The sequence below is a fragment of the Flavobacterium agri genome (assembly GCF_013401995.1).
Taxonomy (GTDB): domain Bacteria; phylum Bacteroidota; class Bacteroidia; order Flavobacteriales; family Flavobacteriaceae; genus Flavobacterium; species Flavobacterium agri.
The window spans coordinates 665,027-685,958 of record NZ_JACBJI010000001.1; the positions used below are offsets into that span (position 1 = coordinate 665,027).

Below are 20,932 nucleotides of genomic sequence, written 5' to 3' on the forward strand. Positions count from 1 at the left end.
TGAAAATGCCATGCGAACCGCTGAGTCATTTCCAAATTTCCAAATTTCCAAATTATCTCATTTTGTAAAATGAAATTCCCCAAAGTCCATTCGCTCAAAGAAATCGCCGACATAATCGGATGCGAGTTCGTAGGTGACGCCAATTTTCCGGTATCGGGAATGAACGAGATCCACGTGGTAGAGCCAGGTGATATCGTGTTCGTAGACCACCCGAAATATTACGACAAGGCATTGCAATCGGCTGCGACCATCGTACTTATCAACAAGAAAGTCGATTGTCCGGAAGGCAAAGCGTTGCTGATTTCTGACGATCCGTTCCGCGATTTCAACAAACTGACCAAACATTTCAAACCGTTTACTCCGGCTTCGGTAGCGATTTCGGAATCGGCCACGATAGGCGAGGGCACGGTCATCCAGCCTAATGTTTTCGTCGGCCACAATGTGACGATCGGGAAAAACTGCGTCATCCATGCCAACGTCGCGATTTACGACAATGCCGTGATAGGCGACAACGTAACGATCCATTCGGGAACGGTTTTGGGAGCCGACGCTTTCTATTACAAAAAACGTCCTGAAGGTTTCGACAAACTGCTTTCTGGCGGACGAGTCGTCATTGGAAACGACGTTTGCCTCGGTGCGCTTTGCACGATCGACAAAGGCGTTACGGGTGACACGACCATCGGCGACGGCACAAAAATCGACAACCAGGTACACGTGGGGCACGATACCGTAATCGGTAAAAAATGCCTTATCGCTGCACAAACCGGGATCGCGGGCTGCGTCGTCATCGAGGACGAAGTCACGATTTGGGGCCAGGTCGGTATCAGAAGCGGCATTACTATCGAATCCAAAGTCGAGATTTTCGCCCAAAGCGGTATCAGTAAAACGCTTGAAGGCGGAAAACAATATTACGGAAGCCCAGCCGTCGAAGCGCGTGAAGCCATGAAACAAATGGCCGGCTTGCGTTTCTTGCCTGAAATCATACAAAAGCTGAAATAAATGGGACCGAAGAAATTTGTCCAACAATTCTACAAATCGGATGCGCTGATCGACCCTGAGGTCATGTCGGCCTACATCCATCCCGACATCGAGATCGAATGGCAAAGCAGCAAAGGGCTTATCGTGCTCGATCGCGAAAAGCTGCTGGCACTGACCACCGAATTGGGCCGAGCTTACATACGATCGAAAGCCCGGATCTCGCATTTGTTGCAGGAAGGGAACTCCATCACCGTGCGCTATTCGCATTACATCAAGACGATCGAGAATCCTCGTGAGGAGATGCTGCTCGCGCATTTCATGGTGATTTGGGAATTGAAGGACGACAAATTGTACCGAGGTTACCAAATCAGCCAGCTGTCTTAAAAATGCATTTTAAAATCGCGAAAGTTCGAACGTAAAGCCGTACTTTTGCAACCGAAAATTAAACCTAATAACAGAACTGCAATGAGCGTTTTAGTCAATAAGAATTCCAAAATAATCGTACAAGGATTTACAGGCAGCGAAGGAACTTTCCACGCTTCCCAAATGATTGAATACGGAACCAACGTGGTAGGTGGCGTCACTCCGGGAAAAGGAGGAACTACGCATCTTGACCGTCCGGTTTTCAATACCGTGAAGGATGCCGTCGACAAGGCCGGAGCCGACACGACGATCATTTTCGTTCCGCCTGCATTCGCCGCAGATGCCATCATGGAAGCTGCCGATGCCGGAATCAAAGTCATCATTACCATTACAGAAGGAATTCCTGTTGCCGACATGGTTCGCGCTTACGACTATATCAAAGGAAAAGAGTGCCGCCTGATCGGACCGAACTGTCCGGGCGTCATTACGCCTGAAGAAGCGAAAGTGGGTATCATGCCAGGTTTCGTATTCAAAAAAGGAAAAGTAGGAATCGTTTCTAAATCGGGAACGCTTACTTACGAAGCTGCCGACCAAGTAGTGAAACAAGGTTTGGGAATCACGACAGCGATCGGAATCGGAGGTGACCCGATCATCGGAACCACGACGAAAGAAGCCGTAGAATTGTTGATGAACGATCCTGAAACCGAAGCCATCATCATGATCGGTGAAATCGGTGGACAATTGGAGGCCGATGCCGCAAAATGGATCAAGGCCGACGGAAACCGCAAACCTGTAATCGGGTTCATCGCAGGAGAATCTGCTCCAAAAGGCCGCACGATGGGTCACGCAGGAGCAATTGTCGGTGGTGCTGACGATACGGCCCAGGCCAAAAAACGCATCATGCGCGAAAACGGTATCCATGTGGTGGATTCACCGGCCGAAATCGGAAAGAAAGTGAAAGAAGTTTTGGGATAATTCTCAAATCTCATATAAAAAGAAGCCTTGCTATTGCAGGGCTTTTTTATTTGTAAGAAATTACACACGCAACCCATTTCGGTTTCTACCATCTGAACAATACTAAACCACAACTAATGAAAAACAACTACCTACTGCTCTTGCTGCTTTTTGCAGTCGGGGTCAAAGCCCAGATCATTTCAATTCCAGACGCTCAGTTCAAGGCCAAACTATTGTCGGGCGAATGCACTTTTGACAGCTCCGATAATCCTTTCCAGATTGACGCGAACGGCAACAACGAGATCGAACAAAGTGAAGCGTTGACTGTTTCCAGGATCAGCATCTACAATGCCATTCCCAAAATCCAAAGTTTTGCGGGAGTAGAGTATTTCACCAACCTCACGGAGTTCCGCACGTCAGAACAGAACGTTTCGACTTTAGACGTAAGCGCACTCTCGAGCTTGACTTTACTCGAAATCTACAACTCTCATTTGACTAGCGTAAACGTTTCGGGACTTTCAAATCTTGAGTACATCAATGTTTCGGGCAATGAAATTGGCACATTAGACTTGAATGGCCTTACCTCGCTAGAGAATCTACAGGTGTACAACAACAACCTGACGACGCTTGACGTACACAGTTTGTCGGCTCTTAAGTATTTTGAAGGCGCTTCGAACGACATTCATTCAATCGATTTTTCGAATCTTTCCAACCTGATCACTTTAAGGATGGACGACAACAACCTGCAAAACCTCAATCTTTCTGGTTGTACTTCGCTCGAGCAATTGCTGTGTCCGTCGAACGATATCGCGACTATCGACGTTTCAGGATTGCCGAGCCTTCGCATCATCTGGATGGCGTACAATCTTTTGACGACCATAGACGTAAGCCAAAATCCTTTGCTTTGGAATTTGGACGTGCAGCACAACAACATCGGAACGATCGATGTTTCCCAAAACACCATGTTGGAACATTTGGTTTGCAACGACAACGCCTTGGTAAGCATTTTCGCCAAAAACGGCACGGACGAAACGAGTTTTCAGTTTTTTGATAATCCCAACCTGCAATATATATGTGCAGACGAGTCTCAAGTGGCGGCCATAGGAACGCTCGCTTCAAATCTTTTTTACGATACCGTGGTGAATTCGTATTGCACGTTTGTTCCCGGCGGAGAATTTTACACCGTGAACGGTACGGCTCGTTTCAATCCTTCGACAGAAGCTTGCGATACAGGAAATGCAGAAATCCCTTTTTTCAAGTTAGGCCTTTCGGCTACAAACGTATCCGGACAATTGACGGCTGATCTAAACGGCAGTTATACGATGCCTTTACAGGCTGGCATTCATACGTTGTTTCCGATGCTTGAAAACCCAAATTATTTTAATGTTTCACCGTCTTCTGTCACGGTCGATTTCCCGACCCAGTCGAGTCCGTTTGCGCAGGATTTCTGTGTGTCGGCCAACGGTTCGCATCCAGATCTTGAAGTGGTCGTTTTTGCTTTGCAGACGTTCCGTCCGGGATTCGAGAACCAACTGAAAATCGTTTACAAGAACAAAGGCACGGAAGCCCAATCGGGTTCGGTGACATTTGCGTTCGATTCTACACTAAGCCAAATCGTTACAGTGACTCCAACCGAAACCAGTCAAACGGCTTCGATCTGGTCGTGGAATTTCTCGGATCTTCAGCCTTTCGAAACGCGCGAAATCAACCTTATCCTGTTGCTCAATACGCCAACCGATACGCCATCTTTGAATTCGGGCGACATCCTTCACTTTACGGCTTCGGTTACAGGAAATCCGTCCGATGAAACGCCTCTTGACAATACGGCACAAATCAATCCGGTGGTGGTGAATTCGTTGGATCCGAACGACAAGATCTGTCTTGAAGGCAACGTTGTCGGAAGCGATAAAATCGGGGAATACGTGCATTACATGATCCGATTCGAGAATACAGGAACGGCTCCAGCCCAAAACGTGGTGATTTCAGACACCATCGACCCGACGCGTTTTGACATGAACTCATTGGTGACGCTTAGTGCAAGTCATGACTTTTTTACACGCTTCGTAGGCATGCGCACAGATTTCGTTTTCGAGAACATCAACCTTGCGTTCGAGGATGGGCTTAACGACGGATATATCGTATTTAAGGTCAAGACGCTTCCTACATTGTCACCCGGGAATTTCCTGATAAATTCGGCCGGTATTTTCTTTGATTACAATGTTCCGATCCCAACCGGTTCGGCCATAACGTTCATCCAGGCATTGTCTGACCCGGATTTCGAGTTCAACGATTATTTCAGTTTGTATCCGAATCCGGCAAGCGATACCATTTCCATCCACGCAAAAGACGCGTCCATCATCGAATCGTTGGATGTGTACGATATCATGGGCAGGCAGGTTCTTTCTATAGCAGACCCGCGATCCTTAAATGCGATCGATGTGTCTAAATTAAAAACCGGGACCTATTTCGTCAGGATAACTTCCGATAAAGGAAAGGCAAACGCAAAATTTATCAAGAAATAAAGAAAAGGCTTCCCCAATCGGAGGCCTTTTTCAATCGTTGAAATATTCGCTGTTCCAAATGCTGCAGTTGAATTTCTTTCCCAGCATGAAGAAACTGTACATCGTCACTGCAAAAACAGATTTGAACGCGAACAGGAAAATGATCGTTCCGGCCATCGGTACGCTTTTGCTCAGATTGGTTTCGGGCGTAACCCAGGTCACCAAAAAACTGATTGCGATTGTCAGCAACGTGAATGTAATCAGGTTGCGGAACGGCCAAACCCAGATTTTACGCCACGAATCCAAATCGTTTCCCCATTTGTGCACGAGGTAATAATAGCCGTTTCCGATGGGCGCGAACAAAAGCGGGTCGTTGAAATTCTTCAATTGGAAGGTTTTGGTAGGCGCGACGATACGGAATCCGCCCAAATTCGTGGCATGGTCATTTTCGAGCATGCTGATTTGGGTTATGGCTTCTTCTGGAATACCGCCTTTGAAATACTTCGATTCAAGAAAACGCAGCCTGTAATCGATACAAATTTTACGGATTTGGTCCAAATGAAAAATCCTGCCCGTTTCGAGTAAATCAAATTCGAGATGGTTTTCGGATACGCCGTCGCCCGATTCGATCGCTTTGAGAATTTCGGCACGACGCACCGCATTTTCGTTCAAAATTTCGGAAACCCGCTCAAGAATCTGGTTTTCAGCAAGCTGCTTATTCCTGATTTCGAGAAGTTCCGTGTGCAGGTTAATGGTTTTGCGCAATAGGTTCATCACAAATCGAATCTGTCGCTTAAAGGTAGTCAGGATTTGGTTAAAGCATCACCGAACTATTGTTAAAAAACCTTGTGAAACTTTGGGAATGCGCACTTTTTAAGCCTGCAATAATTCCTATATTTGAAGGACAAATCAACTTTACATTCAAAACATGAAGTTACTAGAAGGAAAAACGGCCATCATTACAGGTGCGAGCCGCGGAATCGGAAAAGGCATCGCCGAGGCGTTCGCCAAACACGGCGCCAACGTAGCGTTCACATACAGTTCTTCGGTAGAATCGGCTAAGGCTCTCGAAGACGAATTGAATTCGATGGGCGTGCGCGCGAAAGGTTACCAATCTGATGCAGCCGATTTCAACCAGGCACAGGAATTCGTAGATACGGTTTTGGCCGAATTCGGTACCGTAGACATCCTGATCAACAATGCCGGAATCACCAAAGACAACCTGTTGATGCGTATGCCGGAAGAAGATTTCGACAAAGTCATAGACGTGAACCTGAAATCGGTTTTCAACATGACCAAAGCCGTACAGAAAACGATGCTTAAGAACCGCGCGGGCTCGATCATCAACATGAGTTCGGTTGTCGGTGTGAAAGGAAATGCCGGACAAGCGAATTATGCGGCTTCGAAAGCGGGAGCCATCGGATTCACGAAATCGGTCGCTTTGGAATTGGGTTCGCGTAATATCCGTTGCAACGCGATCGCACCGGGCTTTATCGAAACCGAAATGACGGGCAAACTCAACGAAGAAGTCGTGCAAGGCTGGAGAGACAGCATTCCTTTGAAAAGAGGCGGAACTCCCGAAGATGTAGCAAATGCTTGTCTATTCCTCGCTTCAGATTTGAGCGCTTACGTGACGGGCCAAGTGCTCAACGTAGACGGCGGAATGCTTACCTAAAAGACATAAAAATTGACTAAAGCTGCCCACGAGGCGGCTTTTTTTGTTTCATAAAAATGTGATAATGGCCCGCAAAGGCTTGTAAATCCTATGTTTTAATTAGTATCTTAGTTTTTTTATATCCACTTTCGAATATGACCGCCATTACGATCCTAATGCTCTTACTATCAATAGTTTTGGCGGCCGGATTGGCATTCTACCAATATCTTTTCAAAGCAGGACACAAGAGTAAAACCCATCTGTTGCTAGCCTTCTTGCGTTTCATTACGATTTTTGGCGTATTGCTGCTGCTTATCAATCCGAAAGTCACCAAAAGCACCTACGAGACAGAAAAGACACCTTTGCCTGTTGTAGTAGACAATTCCGCATCGGTAATTGACCTCAAAGCAGATGCCGCGGCTACCGAAGTTTTCAGGAAACTCACTTCGGATTCGCGTTTAAAAGACAAATTCGATATGCAGACGTACCGTTTCGATTCAGGCTTCGAACCATCCGAAAGCTTCGATTTCAAAGGCAGGCAGACGAATCTCGACGAAGTGGCCAAGAACCTCAAGAGTATCAACCGGAACCGCAAGTATCCGTCGGTCGTCATTACGGACGGAAATCAAACCGAAGGAAGCGATTACGTGTACAGCTTTTCGCCCGAGAATAAGGTTTATCCGATCATTTTGGGCGACACGACGACTTTTCTCGATTTGCGCGTGATGCAAGTCAACGTGAACAAATACGCTTTCCACAAGAACAAATTTCCGGTAGAGGTTTTCCTTCAATATTCGGGAAACAAAAGCGTGAACGCGAATTTCAGCATCACCAAAGGTTCGACTGTCCTGAGCCGTCAGCAAGTATCATTTTCGTCATCAAAACGTTCGGAAGTCGTCAATTTGCTGCTCCCGGCAGATAATGTCGGTTTGGAGGTTTTCAAGGCCAACCTGACGTCGAGCGAATCGGAGAAAAACACGTATAACAACACCAAGAATTTTGCGGTGGAAGTGATCGATCAACGCACCGAAATCGCGATCATATCGTCTATCAACCATCCGGATCTTGGTACTTTGAAACGTGCCATAGAATCGAATTCACAACGTAAGGTAACTATCCTTAAACCAAACGCTGCTAATTCATTACGCGACTACAATGTTTTAATTTTGTATCAGCCATCGGCCGAATTCCGACAAGTTTTCGAAGCCAATAAAAGTGCCGGCGTCAACACGTTTATCATTACGGGCGACAATACCGATTTCGGTTTTCTGAACCAACAGCAATCGGATCTGGAATTCCGCATGAGTTCGCAAAAAGAAGACTACATCGCAGCCTTTGATTCGGGTTTCAACCTGTTCGCGATAGACGATATAGGATTCGCATCGTTCCCGCCTTTGGAAAATACATTCGGGACGGTTTCGGTAAAAGGCAACGCGAATACGCTTTTGGGCGCGACGATCCGCAACATCGATGCGGGTTCGCCTATGCTGACGTTCTTTGAAAACGGCGGCAAACGTTCGGCTTACCTGTTGGGCGAAGGCATTTGGAAGTGGCGTCTGCAATCGCACATCGACAACAAATCGTTCGAAAAATTCGATATTTTCGCCGATAAGATCGTGCAATATCTCGCGTCCGACAATTCGCGCAAGTCGCTTGTCGTGAACCATGAGAGTTTTTACAATTCGGGAGAAGCGATCGCGATCACGGCCCAATTCTTCAACAAGAACTACGAATTCGACGACAAGGCGAGACTTACGATAACGGTCACGAACAAAGTCACGAAGCAAACCAAGCGTTACGATCTGCTCAAAACCAACAATTCCTATAAGGTCAACCTCGACGGATTGGCGGCCGGACAATACAATTTTTCGGTGCGTGAATTGGGCAGCAATACCAATTACAACGGCTATTTCGAGATTCTCGATTTCGACATAGAAAAACAGTTCGTGAATCCCGACGTGGCGAAACTGAGCCAATTGGCGTCGCAGACTTCGGGCAAAGCGTACCTTCCGAACCAAGTCGACGATTTGATCCAGTCACTCTTGAGCAATACCGACTACAAATCGGTAGAGAAGGAAATCGTAAGGAAAATACCGTTGATCGACAGCCTGCTCATGCTTATCCTGATCGCCTGTTCGCTGGCTGCCGAATGGTTCATCCGCAAGTACAACGGCATGCTTTAAAAGCCTTTTTCATCGGCCGAAGGACCGTAAACCGACGGCACCGCAATATCATTGAGCCTCATGTAAACCGTCAATTGCCCGCGGTGATGCACCCAATGGTTGAGCGTCGTCGGGATATCGTTTTTCTTGGAAGCCGAATACAGTTCCTTCCCATGATCCTTTAAATAGAACATTCCGTCGAGGTCTTTGTCTTTGGCTTTGGAAAGTGTCTTTTTCGCCTTTTCGACATTTTGATCGAAATACGCGACCAATTGGGCGTTCGTTTCGATTTTAGGTTGCGGAAACGTAGCAAAATCGATGACCGAATCTTCCATCATATGTACGATCCACAATGGGATTTGGGCCACGAGAACCGACAGGTAACCCATTTCCATGGATTTTGGGTGAGGTTTGAATCCGAATAGCGATTCGGGAATGCGCTCCAGGCATTTTCGTGTCGAAGCTATTTCGAGATTGAGTTCCCCGAGTAGCGCAGAGGTGAGCGTGTTGTCCATAAGTAGTTGTTTTGGTTAAAGTTACACGATACGAATTTCTCTTAAGCGAACTTTAAGTTGTATTTAAGACAGGCTTAAGCGAGTCCGGATACGGTTTTTTGACTTTTGTCGAAAATTGTATCCAATGTTGCTCCAAAGAATGTTTTCCGGGCGTTATGCGTTGCTGCTCGCCTTTATCAGCTGGTTTTTGGCAGTATCCTTTTTACTGCGCATCGTTTTTTTGGGATGGGAAGCCAACGAGGTTTCGCGAAGCCTGTTCGACATCGTCCGCACTTTTTTGACGGGTTTTTTCTTCGACATAGGAACCGCAAGTTTCATGGCTTTGCCGGCCTTGGTTTACTTCACCGTATTGCCCAATCGCTTTGCGGGTTCTAAATTCGACAAGGCTTTCAGCAGTTTCTTTGCCGTGCTTACGCTGTTCATTCTCGTATTCACGTTTTTTGCTGAGATCACGTTTTGGGATGAATTCCGCACGCGCTTCAACTTCATCGCGGTCGATTACCTGATTTACACGCATGAAGTCATTGCGAACATCCGTCAATCGTATCCGTTGCCGCTTTTGGTTTTGGGCGTGGCTACGCTCACGTTTCTGGTCACGTATATTTTCTATCGAAGACGGATTTTCGAAAACACGTTTACACACAAAGCGGGTTTCAAACAGCGTTTTGTCGTATTCGCGTGCATCGTTTCGATTGCGCTTTTCTTCTCGTTTTTCGTGACCAACAACCAGGCGGAATGGTCATCCAACCGCTACAATTCCGAAATTTCAAAGTCAGGGATTTATTCGTTTTTTGCGGCCATGCGGAACAACCGTATGGATTACGACGAGTTTTACACGACGAATTCCGATGCGGACGCCTTTGCGATGATGCGATCCAAACTAAGCGGACAGCAGGTTGCATTCTCGAGTTCGGGCAATTCCATCCATCGCAATATTGGAGTCGCGAATCCTTCAAAACAGAAAAAGAATGTCGTTTTTATCCTTACCGAAAGCCTGAGCGCCAAGTTCATGAACGAGTTCGGAAATAAGGAAAACATAACGCCGTTTCTGGACAGCATCGCCCAAAAGAGCCTGTTTTTCACGAATATGTACGCCACGGGAACGAGAACGGTTCGCGGTATGGAAGCCGTGACCTTATGCGTGCCGCCGACTCCGGGCCAAAGCATCGTGAAACGTCCCGAGAACAAGGATCTATATACGATTTCGAACGTTTTCCGCTCAAGGGATTACGCCTGCAATTTCTTTTACGGAGGAGACGGGTATTTCGACAACATGAACGCTTATTTCGGTGGCAACGGATTCGATATTTACGATCGCGGCCGCGGAAGTGTGCTCAGCGACAATATAAAGACCACACGTCACAATATCGAAGACCGTGAAGTGACGTTCGAGAACGCTTGGGGAATCTGCGACGAGGACATCTTCTCCAAAATGCTCAAAGTGGCCGATGAACAATACCAAAAGGGCAGGCCTTTCCTCAATTTCGTGATGACGACGTCGAATCACAGGCCGTATACGTATCCGTCGGGGAAAATCGACATTCCGTCGGGAACGAACAGGCAAGGCGCCGTGAAATATACCGATTACGCGTTTCGCGAACTTTTCGAAAAGGCACGCAAGAAGCCGTGGTTCAAGAACACCGTTTTCGTGATCATCGCCGACCATTGCGCGAGCAGTGCCGGAAAAGACGAAATAGACGTGGCCAATTACCACATCCCGGCTTTTGTGATCAATCTTCCCGAACAGCAGAACGCCAAAGTAGGGAAGTTGTGTTCCCAAATCGATTTGTTTCCGACACTTTTTTCGGCCATGGATTGGGATTACGAATCTGATTTTTACGGCAAGGACGTGCTTTCGGACACTTTTGAACCACGCGCGCTTTTCGGAACGTATCGCAAGCTTTGCCTTATGAAAGAGGACAAGGTCATGGTGCTTTCGGACGGCAAGAAGCAGAATTTCTACCGGTGGGAAAAATCGAACAACAATCTCCAGCCGCTCAAAATGGACCGTTCTTTCTTGTCTGAAGCGATTTCGTACTACCAGACCGCCGATTATTTATTCACACACAAATTGTTGAAATAAAGCCCCGATGATTCGACATCGGTTGGGAATTACGCAATACATTTATCCTCAAATTGCAGGATATGAAACCCATTCTAATCGCGCTGTTGCTGGTCTCGACCTCGCTTTCGGCCCAGACGTGGAAAACGGATCTCAACGAGGCTTTGCGTGAAGCGGGCAGCTCGGGAAAAAACGTGTTACTGTTCTTTTCGGTATCGGACGCTTGCGATATCTGCCGCAGGCTCGACCACGATGTTTTTCAGTCTCAGGAATTCCTCGACTACGCCAAAGACAATCTGGTTCTCGTGAAGCTCGATTTCAAAAATCAGGCTTCGCAGGACAAAGCCGACCAATTGCTCATCGTAGAAAAGTACAATAAAGACGGATTCTTTCCGTGGGTCGTGATCGTGAACGCCAACCAGAAGGTCGTCGGTAAATTGCCGATGTACGAAGACCAGAGCATACGCCAATACTTATCGCAGATCAAGGCCGCGAACCGCTAATCTTAAGGCAATCTTAAGCCGGTGCGGAAAATAGGTTGGAGGTACATGCGTTACTTTTGGAAATCCAACAAATATGAAGACACTCGTTTGCTTATTGCTTTTTGTGTTGCCTTTTCAATGGCAGACCGATTTCGACACGGCCAAAAAAACAGCCGGTCAAGAACACAAACTCATCCTACTCAATTTTTCGGGTTCCGACTGGTGCGGCCCTTGCATCCTTTTCACCAAAGAGTATTTGGGAAGTGAGGATTTTTCCCAAATAGCCGACAAGGACCTTGTTTGTGTCAACGCCGATTTCCCTCGTAAAAGCAAGAACAAGCTTTCTGCCGAATTGACCAAATCGAACGAAGCCCTGGCCGAACGATACAACAAAGAAGGCGTCTTTCCTTTTACGCTTTTGTTGGACGCAAAAGGCAACGTCATAAAGACCTGGGCGGGTAAACCCAAAGAAACCCCGGGCGAATGGACATCGAACCTCAAATCGCTCATCCAGTCCAAAAAATAATATGAAGGCATTCAAACGTTCCATGCGGCTTATGGGCAATACGTTTTCGTTTTCGGCGGTTTCCGATGACGAAAAAACGGCCCAACACCACATAGACGAAGCCATCGGCGAAATAAAGCGTATCGAAGCCTTGCTCACGACTTTCGACGCGAACAGCCAAACGAATGCCATCAACGAAATGGCCGGAAAGCGACCGGTAAAAGTCGATTCGGAAGTGTTTTCTCTGATCGAACGCAGCCTTGCCATTTCACGCATCACCCAAGGCGCTTTCGACATCTCGTACGGCAGCCTCGACAAAAGCCTGTGGAATTTCGACCGGAACATGACGCGTTTGCCCGATTTGGAAACTGCAAAAAAAATGGTGCATTTAATCGATTACCGCAACATCGAACTCGATCGGGAAAACGAAACGGTGTTCCTGAAAAGAGAGGGCATGCGCATCGGTTTCGGCGGAATCGGGAAAGGATATGCCGCCGAATGCGCCAAACGACTGGTGCGGAAAAACGGTCTTGAAAACGGCATCATCAACGCGAGCGGCGACTTGACTGCGTGGGGATTCCAGGCCGACGGCAAACCGTGGACGATAGGTGTCGCCAATCCCGACAAACCCGATTTCCCTTTTTCGTATCTCGAGATTTCGGGCAAAGCCGTAGCTACATCGGGCAATTACGAGAAGTTCGTCATGATAAACGGCAAGAAATATTCGCACACAATAGACCCGAAAACGGGATTGCCGATTTCGGGCATCAAAAGCGTCACGGTCATTTGCGACAATGCCGAATTCGCCGACGCCATGGCTACACCGATCGCGGTCATGGGAATCAATGCCGGAATGGATCTCGTGAACCAGATTCCCGGGCTGTACGCGATCGTCATCGATGACTACAACAAAATATATACCTCAAAAAACATCAACCTCAATTGATATGAAACTTAAAAAGAACAGCATCCGAATACTTTTTGTCCTTGCGATGTCGGCCACCGCGATTTCGTGCGCCGAAGTCAAGGAGTACCAGAAATCCAAGCTCAACGACTCCGAAATGGCGCTTACCAATCGCAAGGTCGAAAAGACAGAACTGAGTTTCCAATCGTACAGGGAAGGCGCATCGGGCGCGAATTCGGGAAAAAGCGGAGGCGGCTGCGGCTGTAATTGAACATGAAAAAGCATCTTATCACGGGATTTGCGCTGCTCGCGCTTTTCCAACTCAAAGCCCAACAGCAACCGACCGACAGCACATCGACGTATAAAAGTACCAAACTCACGTTGGACGAAATCAACCTCGTGTCGAGCTATTACAAGCAAGATGGCAACCATTCGGCCGTGGAAGGCGGTATCGGCACGCAGGAATTGACCGATTTGTCGAATACGCTCGACGTGAAGCTCACCAAATACGGCTCGACGGGAAAAAAGCACAGTTTCGGGCTTGAAGTCGGCATCGACCATTACACGTCGGCATCTTCGGACAAGATCGATCCGTCTACGGTTTCTTCGGCTTCGTATGGCGACAACCGATTCTATCCGTCGTTGAGTTACGGTTGGGAAGACGAGGAAAAAGGCAAGGCGATCACCGCCGGCGTGTCTTCGTCTACCGAATTCGATTACCAGTCTTTCGGGGCGAACATCGGTTATTCGAAAAAGACGAAGAACAAAAACGGCGAATTCAGCGCCAAGTTCCAGACGTATCTCGATCAGATCAAGCTCATCACGCCTATCGAATTGCGCACGTCGGGCGGATACGGTACCGACAACCGGAACACCTATGCTTTTTCGCTAGGCTATTCCCAAATCGTCAACAAATCGTTCCAGGTCATGTTCATGGCCGACGTGATCTCGCAGCAGGGTTACCTCGGATTGCCCTTTCACAGGGTTTATTTTACCGACGGAAGCGTACATCAGGAGAAGTTGCCCGATTCGAGACTGAAGATTCCGATAGGCGTGAGGGCGAGTTATTTCCTGGGTGACAATTTCATCATCCGTGCGTATTACCGTTATTATTCGGACGATTGGAAACTCACGGCCCACACGTTCGACGTGGAAGTTCCCGTAAAATTGAGCTCGTTCGTTTCGATAAGCCCTTTTTACAGGTTCTACAGCCAACAAGGCGCGAAATACTTCAAGGCGTATGCTCAACATTCGGATTCGGACGAGTTTTACACGAGTAATTATGATTTGTCGACTTTCGACAGTAACTTTATTGGAGCAGGCATACGTTTGGCGCCTCCGAAAGGCGTTTTCGGATGGAGCCATTTCAACATGCTCGAAATCAGATACGGACATTATTCAAGGACGGATGGGCTTTCTTCGAACATCATAAGCCTCAATATCCGATACAAATAATATGGCAGCAATTTTAATCGTAGAAGACGAAAACGGCATCTCGAAATTCCTTAAACAAGGGCTTGAGGAAGAAGGTTTTGGCGTGACCATAGCCGCAGACGGACAACAAGGGCTTTATTTGGCGCGTTCCAATACATACGACATAATCTTATTGGATTGGATGTTGCCCAAAATGCCCGGAATCGAAGTCTGCACACGGCTTAGGGAAACCGATAAGACCACACCGATCATTTTCGTCACGGCAAAGGACACGATAATGGAAACCATTGCGGGACTCAGAGCCGGTGCTAACGATTACATCAAGAAACCGTTCAGTTTCGAGGAGCTTTTGGAGCGCATCCGTGTCCAATTGCGCAAACAGGAAGCACCTCCGGCCGATTTAAGGCTCGGGCCGATTTTGATCCGCAAAGCCACGCATCAGGTGTTCAACGGCGGACAAGAGGTTTTCCTGACGCAGAAAGAATTCGCGCTGCTCGAATATCTGGTCGCCAACAAAGGCGCGGTGTGTACGCGGAACCGCATCATAGAGGACGTTTGGAACATCCATTTCGCTTACGATACGGGCGTGATCGACGTGTTCATCAATTCCATCCGCAAAAAACTCAACCTCAAAAAAGAAGAGGATTGCATCCGAACCATACGAGGTATCGGGTATATTGCTAACGATATTTCGGTCTAATGTTCAACCTTTCTTTCAGGAACCGCATTTCCATCTATTACCTGATCAGTTCGGCTGCGATCACGCTTGCCGTGTTTTTCGTGATTTTTCAGGTGGTGAGCACGAGCGCGATGAGCGACATCAACGAGGATTTGCACATAGAAGTCCAGCGGCATCAGCAAGATGTTTCCCAATTGTCGGATACGAGACGTCTCATAAAACCCAACGAATGGAACGAGAGCGAACACACCGAAATCCTGATAAATCCGATTTTCGTGCAAATCCACGACGCCGATGGACGGTTTATGGAAAAGTCGCCCAATTTGAAAAACAAACGGCTCAAACTTTTCCCTGTTAGTGAAGAAGACATTTTCCACGATCGTTTTTTGGGAACGGTGCATATCCGCCAAACGCAGACGCCTTTGTTCAACCAAGGCAAAAAAGTGGGATATGCGATCATCGCGATGTCTACCGAAACGCCTCATCTGGTCATCGAAAACCTCAAATGGGTACTGTACATCGCATTTCCGGTCGTGTTGGTCGTGTTGTTCCTGATGACTCGTTTTTTGGCGGGAAGAAGCATCAAACCCGTTTTGAACATCATCAATACCACAAGCCGCATCACGAACAACAATTTTGACGAACGCATCGAACTTCCGCGCAACAAAGACGAATTGTATGTGCTTTCGGAAGCGATCAACAGTCTGCTCGACCGAATCGAAAATGCGATCGCGAGGGAAAAACAGTTTACCTCGGATGCTTCCCACGAACTTCGTACGCCGCTTGCCGTGATAAAAGGGACACTTGAGGTTTTAATCCGCAAGCCTCGAAATATCAACGAATACGAAGAAAAAATCGCGTATTGCATCCATGAAGTCAACCGCATGAATACGCTTGTGGAGCAGTTACTTTTGCTCGCGCGTTTCGAAAGCCAGAAAAAAGGCATCAAGATTCAGGAAGTCGCGCTCGATGAATTGATCCTGGAATCGCTCCAACGTTTTTCGGGCGATATAGAAACCAATAAACTGTCGATCGATTTTGCGTTCGAGGAAAGGCATTACGTACAATCGGATGCTTGGCTTGCAGGTATCATTATCGAGAACGTGTTGTCGAACGCGGTCAAATACTCGAATCCGGCAGGAACGATCCGCATCGAGCTTTCGCATGAGGACAAATTGGTAAAATGTACGATTTCGGATAGCGGCATAGGAATTCCGGCTAAAGAACTCAACCGCGTTTACGAACAATTCTACCGATCGAACGCGGCCGAACACCCGGAAATAAAGGGAACGGGGCTTGGGCTTTCGCTTGTGAAACGCCTTTGCGACCTGCTCAGCATCGGCATTGAAATAAAAAGCGAAATCGATAAAGGGACATCGGTAATCCTTACATTTACCCAACAATAATTTAACATGAAGAAACTTTCGTTCTTGAAACCGGCATTGGTTTTCCTGTGTCTTGCTTTGCTCATCACGACTATCAGCCGATTGGCTTTGTTCTTTATTTTCAACGAACGCGTTTCCGAAACACCTGAGTTTTGGCTGATTTTTCCCATTGGATTGCGTTCCGATCTGATCATCATCAGTTATTTGTCGTTTCTTCCCGTCGTATTGTTGACGTTGCTTCCGACATCGGTTTTGATGAAAATAAGACGTTTTTTCAACGTATATTTCATCTGTTTCCTGTCGCTTTTCCTACTTATGGAGCTTTCGACTCCAGACTTTATCCGACAATACGACACGCGTCCGAACAGTATCTTTTTGGAATATCTTATTTATCCGAAGGAAGTTTTCGGCACGCTGTTCAAAAGCTATTGGATCATGCTTGTGGTCGCGGTAATCGTGATGGCGATATGCATATGGCTGTTGATACGCAACGCGAAGCGCCTGTTTACGCCGCGAGACACACCTTATACAACCAAATTGATATTGTTTCCTTTGATCGCGTTCCTTTTGGTTTTCGGCGCACGCGGAAGCCTTACTTCAAGACGCCCGATAAACGTGAGCAACGCCGTCTTTTCGGTAGACCAATTGACGAACTGCCTAGGATTGAACTCGCTTTACACTGTCGCGTTCGCCGCCTATTCGATGAAAAATGAAGGCAATGTAGACAAGATGTACGGCAAGATGAAAGAGGAAGAAGCGATCGCACGCGTCAAGAAATATATGGATGTGGATGCAAACGGATTCACTTCGGACAGCATCCCGTTGCTGCATATGATTCAACCCGATTCGGTTTCGGCCAAACCATACAACTTAGTCATCATCCTCGAGGAAAGCCTCGGAGCCGAATATGTGGGTTGCCTTGGCGGAAAACCGCTTACGCCTGAAATTGACAAATTAGCGCTTGAAGGCACGCTTTTTACGAATATGTATGCGACCGGTACGAGAAGTGTTCGCGGTATCGAGGCTGTCGTGACGGGATTTTTGCCGTCGCCTTCAGAAAGCGTCGTAAAACTCAGTGATTCCCAATCGGGATTCTATACGGTGGCCGCTTTGCTTGAGCAGAAAGGATACGACACGAGTTTCATTTATGGCGGCATGGCCAACTTCGACAACATGGCGTCTTTCTTTAACGGCAACGGATTCAACCGTATCATAGACGAGGACGATTTCGACGCTAAGAAAAGTGCCTTCCACGGAACTTGGGGCTGGAGCGACGAAGATGTGCTTGTCAAGGCCAACGATTACTTCAAAACGCTCAAAAAACCTTTTGTGTCTTTGGTGTTCTCGTCTTCGAACCACGAACCTTTCGAATTCCCCGACGGACGCATCCAATTGTACGACAAAAAGAAAAACACGGTAAACAATGCGATGAAATACGCCGATTATGCGGTCGGGAAATTCTTCGACCTAGCCAAAAAAGAAGCGTATTACAAAAACACGGTTTTCCTGGTCATTGCCGACCACAACACGCGTACGTTCGGTAAACATCTGGTGCCTATCCACAAGTTCCACATTCCGGCTTTGCTGATCGGGCCGAATGTAGAAAAAGGGAAGAGGTACGACGCTTTGTGCAGCCAGATAGACATACAACCTACCGTACTCACTAAATTGGGTCTGTCGCTTGAGACGCCGATGCCTGGAAGAAACCTGTTCAGGCTTGCGCCCAATGTGGCCGGACGCGCAATCATGCAATTCCACGACATCAATGCGTTTCGCGTGGGCAATCAGGTCGTGGTGATGCAGCCGTTCAAGAAACCGTTGCAATTCAGGTTGGAGAACGATACTACTTTCATTGCGGAACCGGTTAATCCTGAATTGGCAAAAGACGCGCTCGGCCACGTTTCTGCAGCGTCTTGGCTTTACAAAAACGAAAAATACCGCTTGAGGAAAATCTGGCGATAAATTTTAGTCGGGTTGCAGTTCAAAAAGCTGTACCTGGCTTTTGAGCCTTTCTATGAGCATGTTCATCATGCGTTTGTTGAGCTGTGACGAATTTTTGATGTATTGGTCGTATTCGGAGATGGTAAACAACGCGATGACCATTCCTTTAAGTGAATTCCTGAACTTGATGTCTTTCTGTATCGAATTTTCGATGTACTGCAGTTTCCTTTCGGCCGAATAGGAATAGAAGTCATTTTTGTACTTGGCCACATAATTCCTGAAAACGTCCAAAAAAAGGTCGTTCTGTATTTTGAGGATAGGGCGCATGACCTGATTCTGGAATTGTTCGTCTACAGTCGACTGGCTGTTTACATTTCCGATCGCTTCTCCTCTTAACGCTGTGATGAATTCGTCCCTGGCTTCCATGATTGATTTTATTTCTTTTCAAAAAAGTAATAAAAAAACCGCTGCGTGAACAGCGGTTTGATATGAAGTTGTCAACCGATTACTTGATGTGGAAAATCGCTTTTCTTACGAGTCTGCGCGCCATATCGGAATCTTTATCAACAGAGGTGTCTTCTCCTGCAGGAACGATGTTCAGACGAGAACCATCGATTCCGGCTTTTATGAGCACGTTGCGGATGTATTCGGCACGTTTGCCGGAAAGTGACTTGTTGAATTCGGTACCTCCGATCTCGTCGGCATAACCTGTGATATCAGCCGTAGTGGACGGGTTGTTTCTCAAGTAATTCAGGATGAATGCTACGTTCTCTGTTGACGAAGGCGTAGGTTTCACGCTTCCGAAGTCGAAGAACACGGCAATGTACCCGTCGTTGATGAGCTCCTTGACGATTTCGCCGTTTTGGGCCGCATCGGTAACCGCTTGTTGGGCGGCTTGTGTCGCACCTTCCTTAACAGAAGTATTCACGTATTTCTCGAGTTCGTCGGGAACACCGTTTTGGTTCATATCGACCATTCGTCCTTTCGTATCGACGGCAACACCAGGAATGGAATTGTTTTCTACGTCGAGATAATCGGGCACACCGTCTTTGTCGGCATCGTTCATCATCGTTTCCAAATCGCCTATACGCTTGTCAAGAGCAGCGATCTCGTCTTCTTTCTTATCTTCGATCAAGCCCCAATCGCCGTGAAGCGGATTGCTTCCCAGAGAGTAGGAGAGCCCAAGCGATCCCGTAAGCATTTGCCCTTGAAGGTTTTGGTCTTCGTTGGAATAGTGCCCGTCCCAAGCAAAGTGCTGACGGAAGTTATAGATTGAGCTTACGTCGAGGTAGATAGCCAATCTGTCGAGGATGCGGAACTGAGGCGTGAGCCCGAAAACCACACCAAGGTTGTTCTCGGTGCGTCCTTCGTTGGAAGGTCCGCCAACCGGATCGATTCCCGTATCCAATTTCGGTGTGATACGTCCGTAAGACAAACCACCGTGCGCCAACAATCCGAAGCGGTTGATGACTTCCTCGAGGTTCAACAAGCGAGATGCATTGATGACACCCTGAACCTGGAAACGCAGTTGTTGCACCTCGAACGGTTTGCTTTCCGTATCGTCGTTGTTTTCAAACTTGTCATAATTACCGTCAATCTTAAAACCGAATTTCGGACTGATCATGTAACGAACCCCAAGACTGTACGAGTTCAGACGGATCGAACCCAAAACCGAATTCGGGTTGCTCGAGTAATATCCTTCCGTATACGGACGCATTCCGCGCGCCTGTCCGACGCCCGCTTCTATAGTCCATTTGTTATACGTGTCTTCGATTGAAACTTCTTTGGAATCAGCTTCTTCGGTCTGGGCTGAAACCTGACCGAAAGCCAGAAGGCCGAAAGTAAGTAAGAGTAATTCTTTTCTCATAAAGTTTTGGCGTTATTAGCTGGATTGGGCCCGTTTTTGGAACAGACCAATGCAAATATAGGCTTTTACATTTAAAACACCCGATAAATCGTTTACATAAATACGCTCAAATCTTGTATTTTTCAAATTAATTTAACAAGAACGGGTTAAATCCTGAAGCGAAATCGGTTAAACTGTAATATCTGATATGCTTTTATGAATATCGTTGAAATCAGGCCTTTACGGCTCTTAGGTATTTCCAGTCGACGTAAAAAGTTCCCGCCGGGATAACCGACGCCACACAAACGACGCCGAGTTTCTTCCAATTCCAGTTTTCCTCGAACTTGAGCATAAACGCCATGATGATGTATCCGATAAACAAAAGCCCATGAGCCATCCCGATAGGACGGATGTAAGTATGGTCGGCGAACATGTATTTCATCGGCATGGCGAAAACAAACAGAACGAGCAAAGAAATCCCTTCCAGAAGGGCTACGATCTTAAATAATTTGAGCATCTTGCAAGTGGTTTAAAGTGCTGCAAAAATAGGCAATGAAACCCAAACCG

General features: G+C 47.1%; 20 protein-coding genes. 15 read left to right on the top strand and 5 right to left on the bottom strand.

Annotated features, from left to right (window positions below; all coding sequences use genetic code 11):
- Nucleotides 1-69 precede the first annotated feature (69 nt).
- From HZF10_RS03175 to HZF10_RS03190, 4 genes are all read left to right on the top strand, one after another.
- Complete coding sequence (locus tag HZF10_RS03175) at nucleotides 70-999, top strand: UDP-3-O-(3-hydroxymyristoyl)glucosamine N-acyltransferase (protein WP_176004728.1); 930 nt, start codon at nucleotides 70-72, stop codon at nucleotides 997-999.
- Nucleotides 1,000-1,362: a nuclear transport factor 2 family protein gene (locus tag HZF10_RS03180; RefSeq protein WP_176004729.1), complete on the top strand. Its 363-nt coding sequence runs from the start codon at nucleotides 1,000-1,002 to the stop codon at nucleotides 1,360-1,362.
- 81 nt (nucleotides 1,363-1,443) lie between these two features.
- On the top strand, nucleotides 1,444-2,316 hold the full coding sequence (gene sucD, locus HZF10_RS03185) for a succinate--CoA ligase subunit alpha (protein WP_176004730.1): 873 nt from the start codon (nucleotides 1,444-1,446) through the stop codon (nucleotides 2,314-2,316).
- Nucleotides 2,317-2,432: 116 nt separating this feature from the next.
- Complete coding sequence (locus HZF10_RS03190; RefSeq protein ID WP_176004731.1) at nucleotides 2,433-4,817, top strand: DUF7619 domain-containing protein; 2,385 nt, start codon at nucleotides 2,433-2,435, stop codon at nucleotides 4,815-4,817.
- Between the two features lie 30 nt (nucleotides 4,818-4,847).
- On the opposite strand, the gene HZF10_RS03195 is transcribed toward HZF10_RS03190, so the two are convergent.
- Nucleotides 4,848-5,570 carry a hypothetical protein gene (locus HZF10_RS03195; RefSeq protein WP_176004732.1) on the bottom strand — a complete coding sequence of 241 codons (723 nt, stop codon included), beginning with the start codon at nucleotides 5,568-5,570 and terminating at the stop codon, nucleotides 4,848-4,850.
- A 154-nt stretch (nucleotides 5,571-5,724) separates the two neighbouring features.
- Between HZF10_RS03195 and fabG the strand changes: the two genes are divergently transcribed.
- Nucleotides 5,725-6,471 (top strand): 3-oxoacyl-[acyl-carrier-protein] reductase, encoded by a 747-nt coding sequence (gene fabG, locus HZF10_RS03200; RefSeq protein ID WP_176004733.1) that lies wholly within the window; start codon nucleotides 5,725-5,727, stop codon nucleotides 6,469-6,471.
- A 134-nt stretch (nucleotides 6,472-6,605) separates the two neighbouring features.
- Nucleotides 6,606-8,633, top strand: a complete 2,028-nt coding sequence (locus HZF10_RS03205; RefSeq protein WP_176004734.1) for a hypothetical protein — start codon at nucleotides 6,606-6,608, stop codon at nucleotides 8,631-8,633.
- Here the strand turns inward: HZF10_RS03205 and HZF10_RS03210 are convergent.
- On the bottom strand, nucleotides 8,630-9,127 hold the full coding sequence (locus tag HZF10_RS03210; protein WP_176004735.1) for a DinB family protein: 498 nt from the start codon (nucleotides 9,125-9,127) through the stop codon (nucleotides 8,630-8,632). The two genes, HZF10_RS03205 and HZF10_RS03210, sit on opposite strands and share 4 nt — an antisense overlap.
- 124 nt (nucleotides 9,128-9,251) lie before the next feature.
- Here HZF10_RS03210 and HZF10_RS03215 point away from each other — a divergent pair, with 124 nt between their 5' ends.
- The 9 genes from HZF10_RS03215 (at nucleotide 9,252) to HZF10_RS03255 (ending at nucleotide 18,540) form a co-directional block, all read left to right on the top strand.
- Nucleotides 9,252-11,210 (top strand): LTA synthase family protein, encoded by a 1,959-nt coding sequence (locus HZF10_RS03215; RefSeq protein WP_176004736.1) that lies wholly within the window; start codon nucleotides 9,252-9,254, stop codon nucleotides 11,208-11,210.
- 62 nt (nucleotides 11,211-11,272) lie between these two features.
- Entirely contained in the window at nucleotides 11,273-11,692 is a 420-nt protein-coding gene (locus HZF10_RS03220) for a thioredoxin family protein (RefSeq protein WP_176004737.1), read from the top strand.
- Nucleotides 11,693-11,765: 73 nt separating this feature from the next.
- Nucleotides 11,766-12,197 (top strand): thioredoxin family protein, encoded by a 432-nt coding sequence (locus HZF10_RS03225; protein WP_176004738.1) that lies wholly within the window; start codon nucleotides 11,766-11,768, stop codon nucleotides 12,195-12,197.
- Nucleotide 12,198: 1 nt separating this feature from the next.
- Nucleotides 12,199-13,122: an FAD:protein FMN transferase gene (locus HZF10_RS03230; RefSeq protein WP_176004739.1), complete on the top strand. Its 924-nt coding sequence runs from the start codon at nucleotides 12,199-12,201 to the stop codon at nucleotides 13,120-13,122.
- Between the two features lie 46 nt (nucleotides 13,123-13,168).
- The gene (locus HZF10_RS03235; RefSeq protein ID WP_371315640.1) at nucleotides 13,169-13,351 is read left to right on the top strand and encodes a DUF4266 domain-containing protein; all 183 of its coding nucleotides are present in this window, start codon (nucleotides 13,169-13,171) and stop codon (nucleotides 13,349-13,351) included.
- A 2-nt stretch (nucleotides 13,352-13,353) separates the two neighbouring features.
- Nucleotides 13,354-14,535: a DUF3570 domain-containing protein gene (locus HZF10_RS03240; protein ID WP_176004741.1), complete on the top strand. Its 1,182-nt coding sequence runs from the start codon at nucleotides 13,354-13,356 to the stop codon at nucleotides 14,533-14,535.
- Nucleotide 14,536: 1 nt separating this feature from the next.
- Nucleotides 14,537-15,214 carry a response regulator transcription factor gene (locus HZF10_RS03245; RefSeq protein ID WP_176004742.1) on the top strand — a complete coding sequence of 226 codons (678 nt, stop codon included), beginning with the start codon at nucleotides 14,537-14,539 and terminating at the stop codon, nucleotides 15,212-15,214.
- Complete coding sequence (locus HZF10_RS03250; protein WP_176004743.1) at nucleotides 15,214-16,599, top strand: sensor histidine kinase; 1,386 nt, start codon at nucleotides 15,214-15,216, stop codon at nucleotides 16,597-16,599. Before HZF10_RS03245 ends, HZF10_RS03250 begins: the two co-directional genes overlap by 1 nt.
- A 6-nt stretch (nucleotides 16,600-16,605) precedes the next feature.
- Nucleotides 16,606-18,540: an LTA synthase family protein gene (locus HZF10_RS03255; protein WP_176004744.1), complete on the top strand. Its 1,935-nt coding sequence runs from the start codon at nucleotides 16,606-16,608 to the stop codon at nucleotides 18,538-18,540.
- Between the two features lie 3 nt (nucleotides 18,541-18,543).
- Here the strand turns inward: HZF10_RS03255 and HZF10_RS03260 are convergent, their stop codons facing one another.
- The 3 genes from HZF10_RS03260 to HZF10_RS03270 all read right to left on the bottom strand — a co-directional run bounded on the left by HZF10_RS03260 (nucleotide 18,544) and on the right by HZF10_RS03270 (nucleotide 20,882).
- On the bottom strand, nucleotides 18,544-18,945 hold the full coding sequence (locus HZF10_RS03260) for a glyoxalase (RefSeq protein WP_176004745.1): 402 nt from the start codon (nucleotides 18,943-18,945) through the stop codon (nucleotides 18,544-18,546).
- A 79-nt stretch (nucleotides 18,946-19,024) separates the two neighbouring features.
- Nucleotides 19,025-20,386: an OmpA family protein gene (locus tag HZF10_RS03265; protein WP_176004746.1), complete on the bottom strand. Its 1,362-nt coding sequence runs from the start codon at nucleotides 20,384-20,386 to the stop codon at nucleotides 19,025-19,027.
- Between the two features lie 211 nt (nucleotides 20,387-20,597).
- Nucleotides 20,598-20,882: a DUF3817 domain-containing protein gene (locus tag HZF10_RS03270; protein ID WP_176004747.1), complete on the bottom strand. Its 285-nt coding sequence runs from the start codon at nucleotides 20,880-20,882 to the stop codon at nucleotides 20,598-20,600.
- Nucleotides 20,883-20,932: the final 50 nt, after the last annotated feature.

Bases quoted from the DNA above. Each gene is read 5' to 3' on its own strand.
- HZF10_RS03175 (WP_176004728.1), top strand. From the start codon at position 70: ATGAAATTCCCCAAAGTCCATTCGCTCAAAGAAATCGCCGACATAATC.
- HZF10_RS03180 (WP_176004729.1), top strand. From the start codon at position 1,000: ATGGGACCGAAGAAATTTGTCCAACAATTCTACAAATCGGATGCGCTG.
- sucD (WP_176004730.1), top strand. From the start codon at position 1,444: ATGAGCGTTTTAGTCAATAAGAATTCCAAAATAATCGTACAAGGATTT.
- HZF10_RS03190 (WP_176004731.1), top strand. From the start codon at position 2,433: ATGAAAAACAACTACCTACTGCTCTTGCTGCTTTTTGCAGTCGGGGTC.
- HZF10_RS03195 (WP_176004732.1), bottom strand. From the start codon at position 5,570: ATGAACCTATTGCGCAAAACCATTAACCTGCACACGGAACTTCTCGAA.
- fabG (WP_176004733.1), top strand. From the start codon at position 5,725: ATGAAGTTACTAGAAGGAAAAACGGCCATCATTACAGGTGCGAGCCGC.
- HZF10_RS03205 (WP_176004734.1), top strand. From the start codon at position 6,606: ATGACCGCCATTACGATCCTAATGCTCTTACTATCAATAGTTTTGGCG.
- HZF10_RS03210 (WP_176004735.1), bottom strand. From the start codon at position 9,127: ATGGACAACACGCTCACCTCTGCGCTACTCGGGGAACTCAATCTCGAA.
- HZF10_RS03215 (WP_176004736.1), top strand. From the start codon at position 9,252: ATGTTGCTCCAAAGAATGTTTTCCGGGCGTTATGCGTTGCTGCTCGCC.
- HZF10_RS03220 (WP_176004737.1), top strand. From the start codon at position 11,273: ATGAAACCCATTCTAATCGCGCTGTTGCTGGTCTCGACCTCGCTTTCG.
- HZF10_RS03225 (WP_176004738.1), top strand. From the start codon at position 11,766: ATGAAGACACTCGTTTGCTTATTGCTTTTTGTGTTGCCTTTTCAATGG.
- HZF10_RS03230 (WP_176004739.1), top strand. From the start codon at position 12,199: ATGAAGGCATTCAAACGTTCCATGCGGCTTATGGGCAATACGTTTTCG.
- HZF10_RS03235 (WP_371315640.1), top strand. From the start codon at position 13,169: ATGTCGGCCACCGCGATTTCGTGCGCCGAAGTCAAGGAGTACCAGAAA.
- HZF10_RS03240 (WP_176004741.1), top strand. From the start codon at position 13,354: ATGAAAAAGCATCTTATCACGGGATTTGCGCTGCTCGCGCTTTTCCAA.
- HZF10_RS03245 (WP_176004742.1), top strand. From the start codon at position 14,537: ATGGCAGCAATTTTAATCGTAGAAGACGAAAACGGCATCTCGAAATTC.
- HZF10_RS03250 (WP_176004743.1), top strand. From the start codon at position 15,214: ATGTTCAACCTTTCTTTCAGGAACCGCATTTCCATCTATTACCTGATC.
- HZF10_RS03255 (WP_176004744.1), top strand. From the start codon at position 16,606: ATGAAGAAACTTTCGTTCTTGAAACCGGCATTGGTTTTCCTGTGTCTT.
- HZF10_RS03260 (WP_176004745.1), bottom strand. From the start codon at position 18,945: ATGGAAGCCAGGGACGAATTCATCACAGCGTTAAGAGGAGAAGCGATC.
- HZF10_RS03265 (WP_176004746.1), bottom strand. From the start codon at position 20,386: ATGAGAAAAGAATTACTCTTACTTACTTTCGGCCTTCTGGCTTTCGGT.
- HZF10_RS03270 (WP_176004747.1), bottom strand. From the start codon at position 20,882: ATGCTCAAATTATTTAAGATCGTAGCCCTTCTGGAAGGGATTTCTTTG.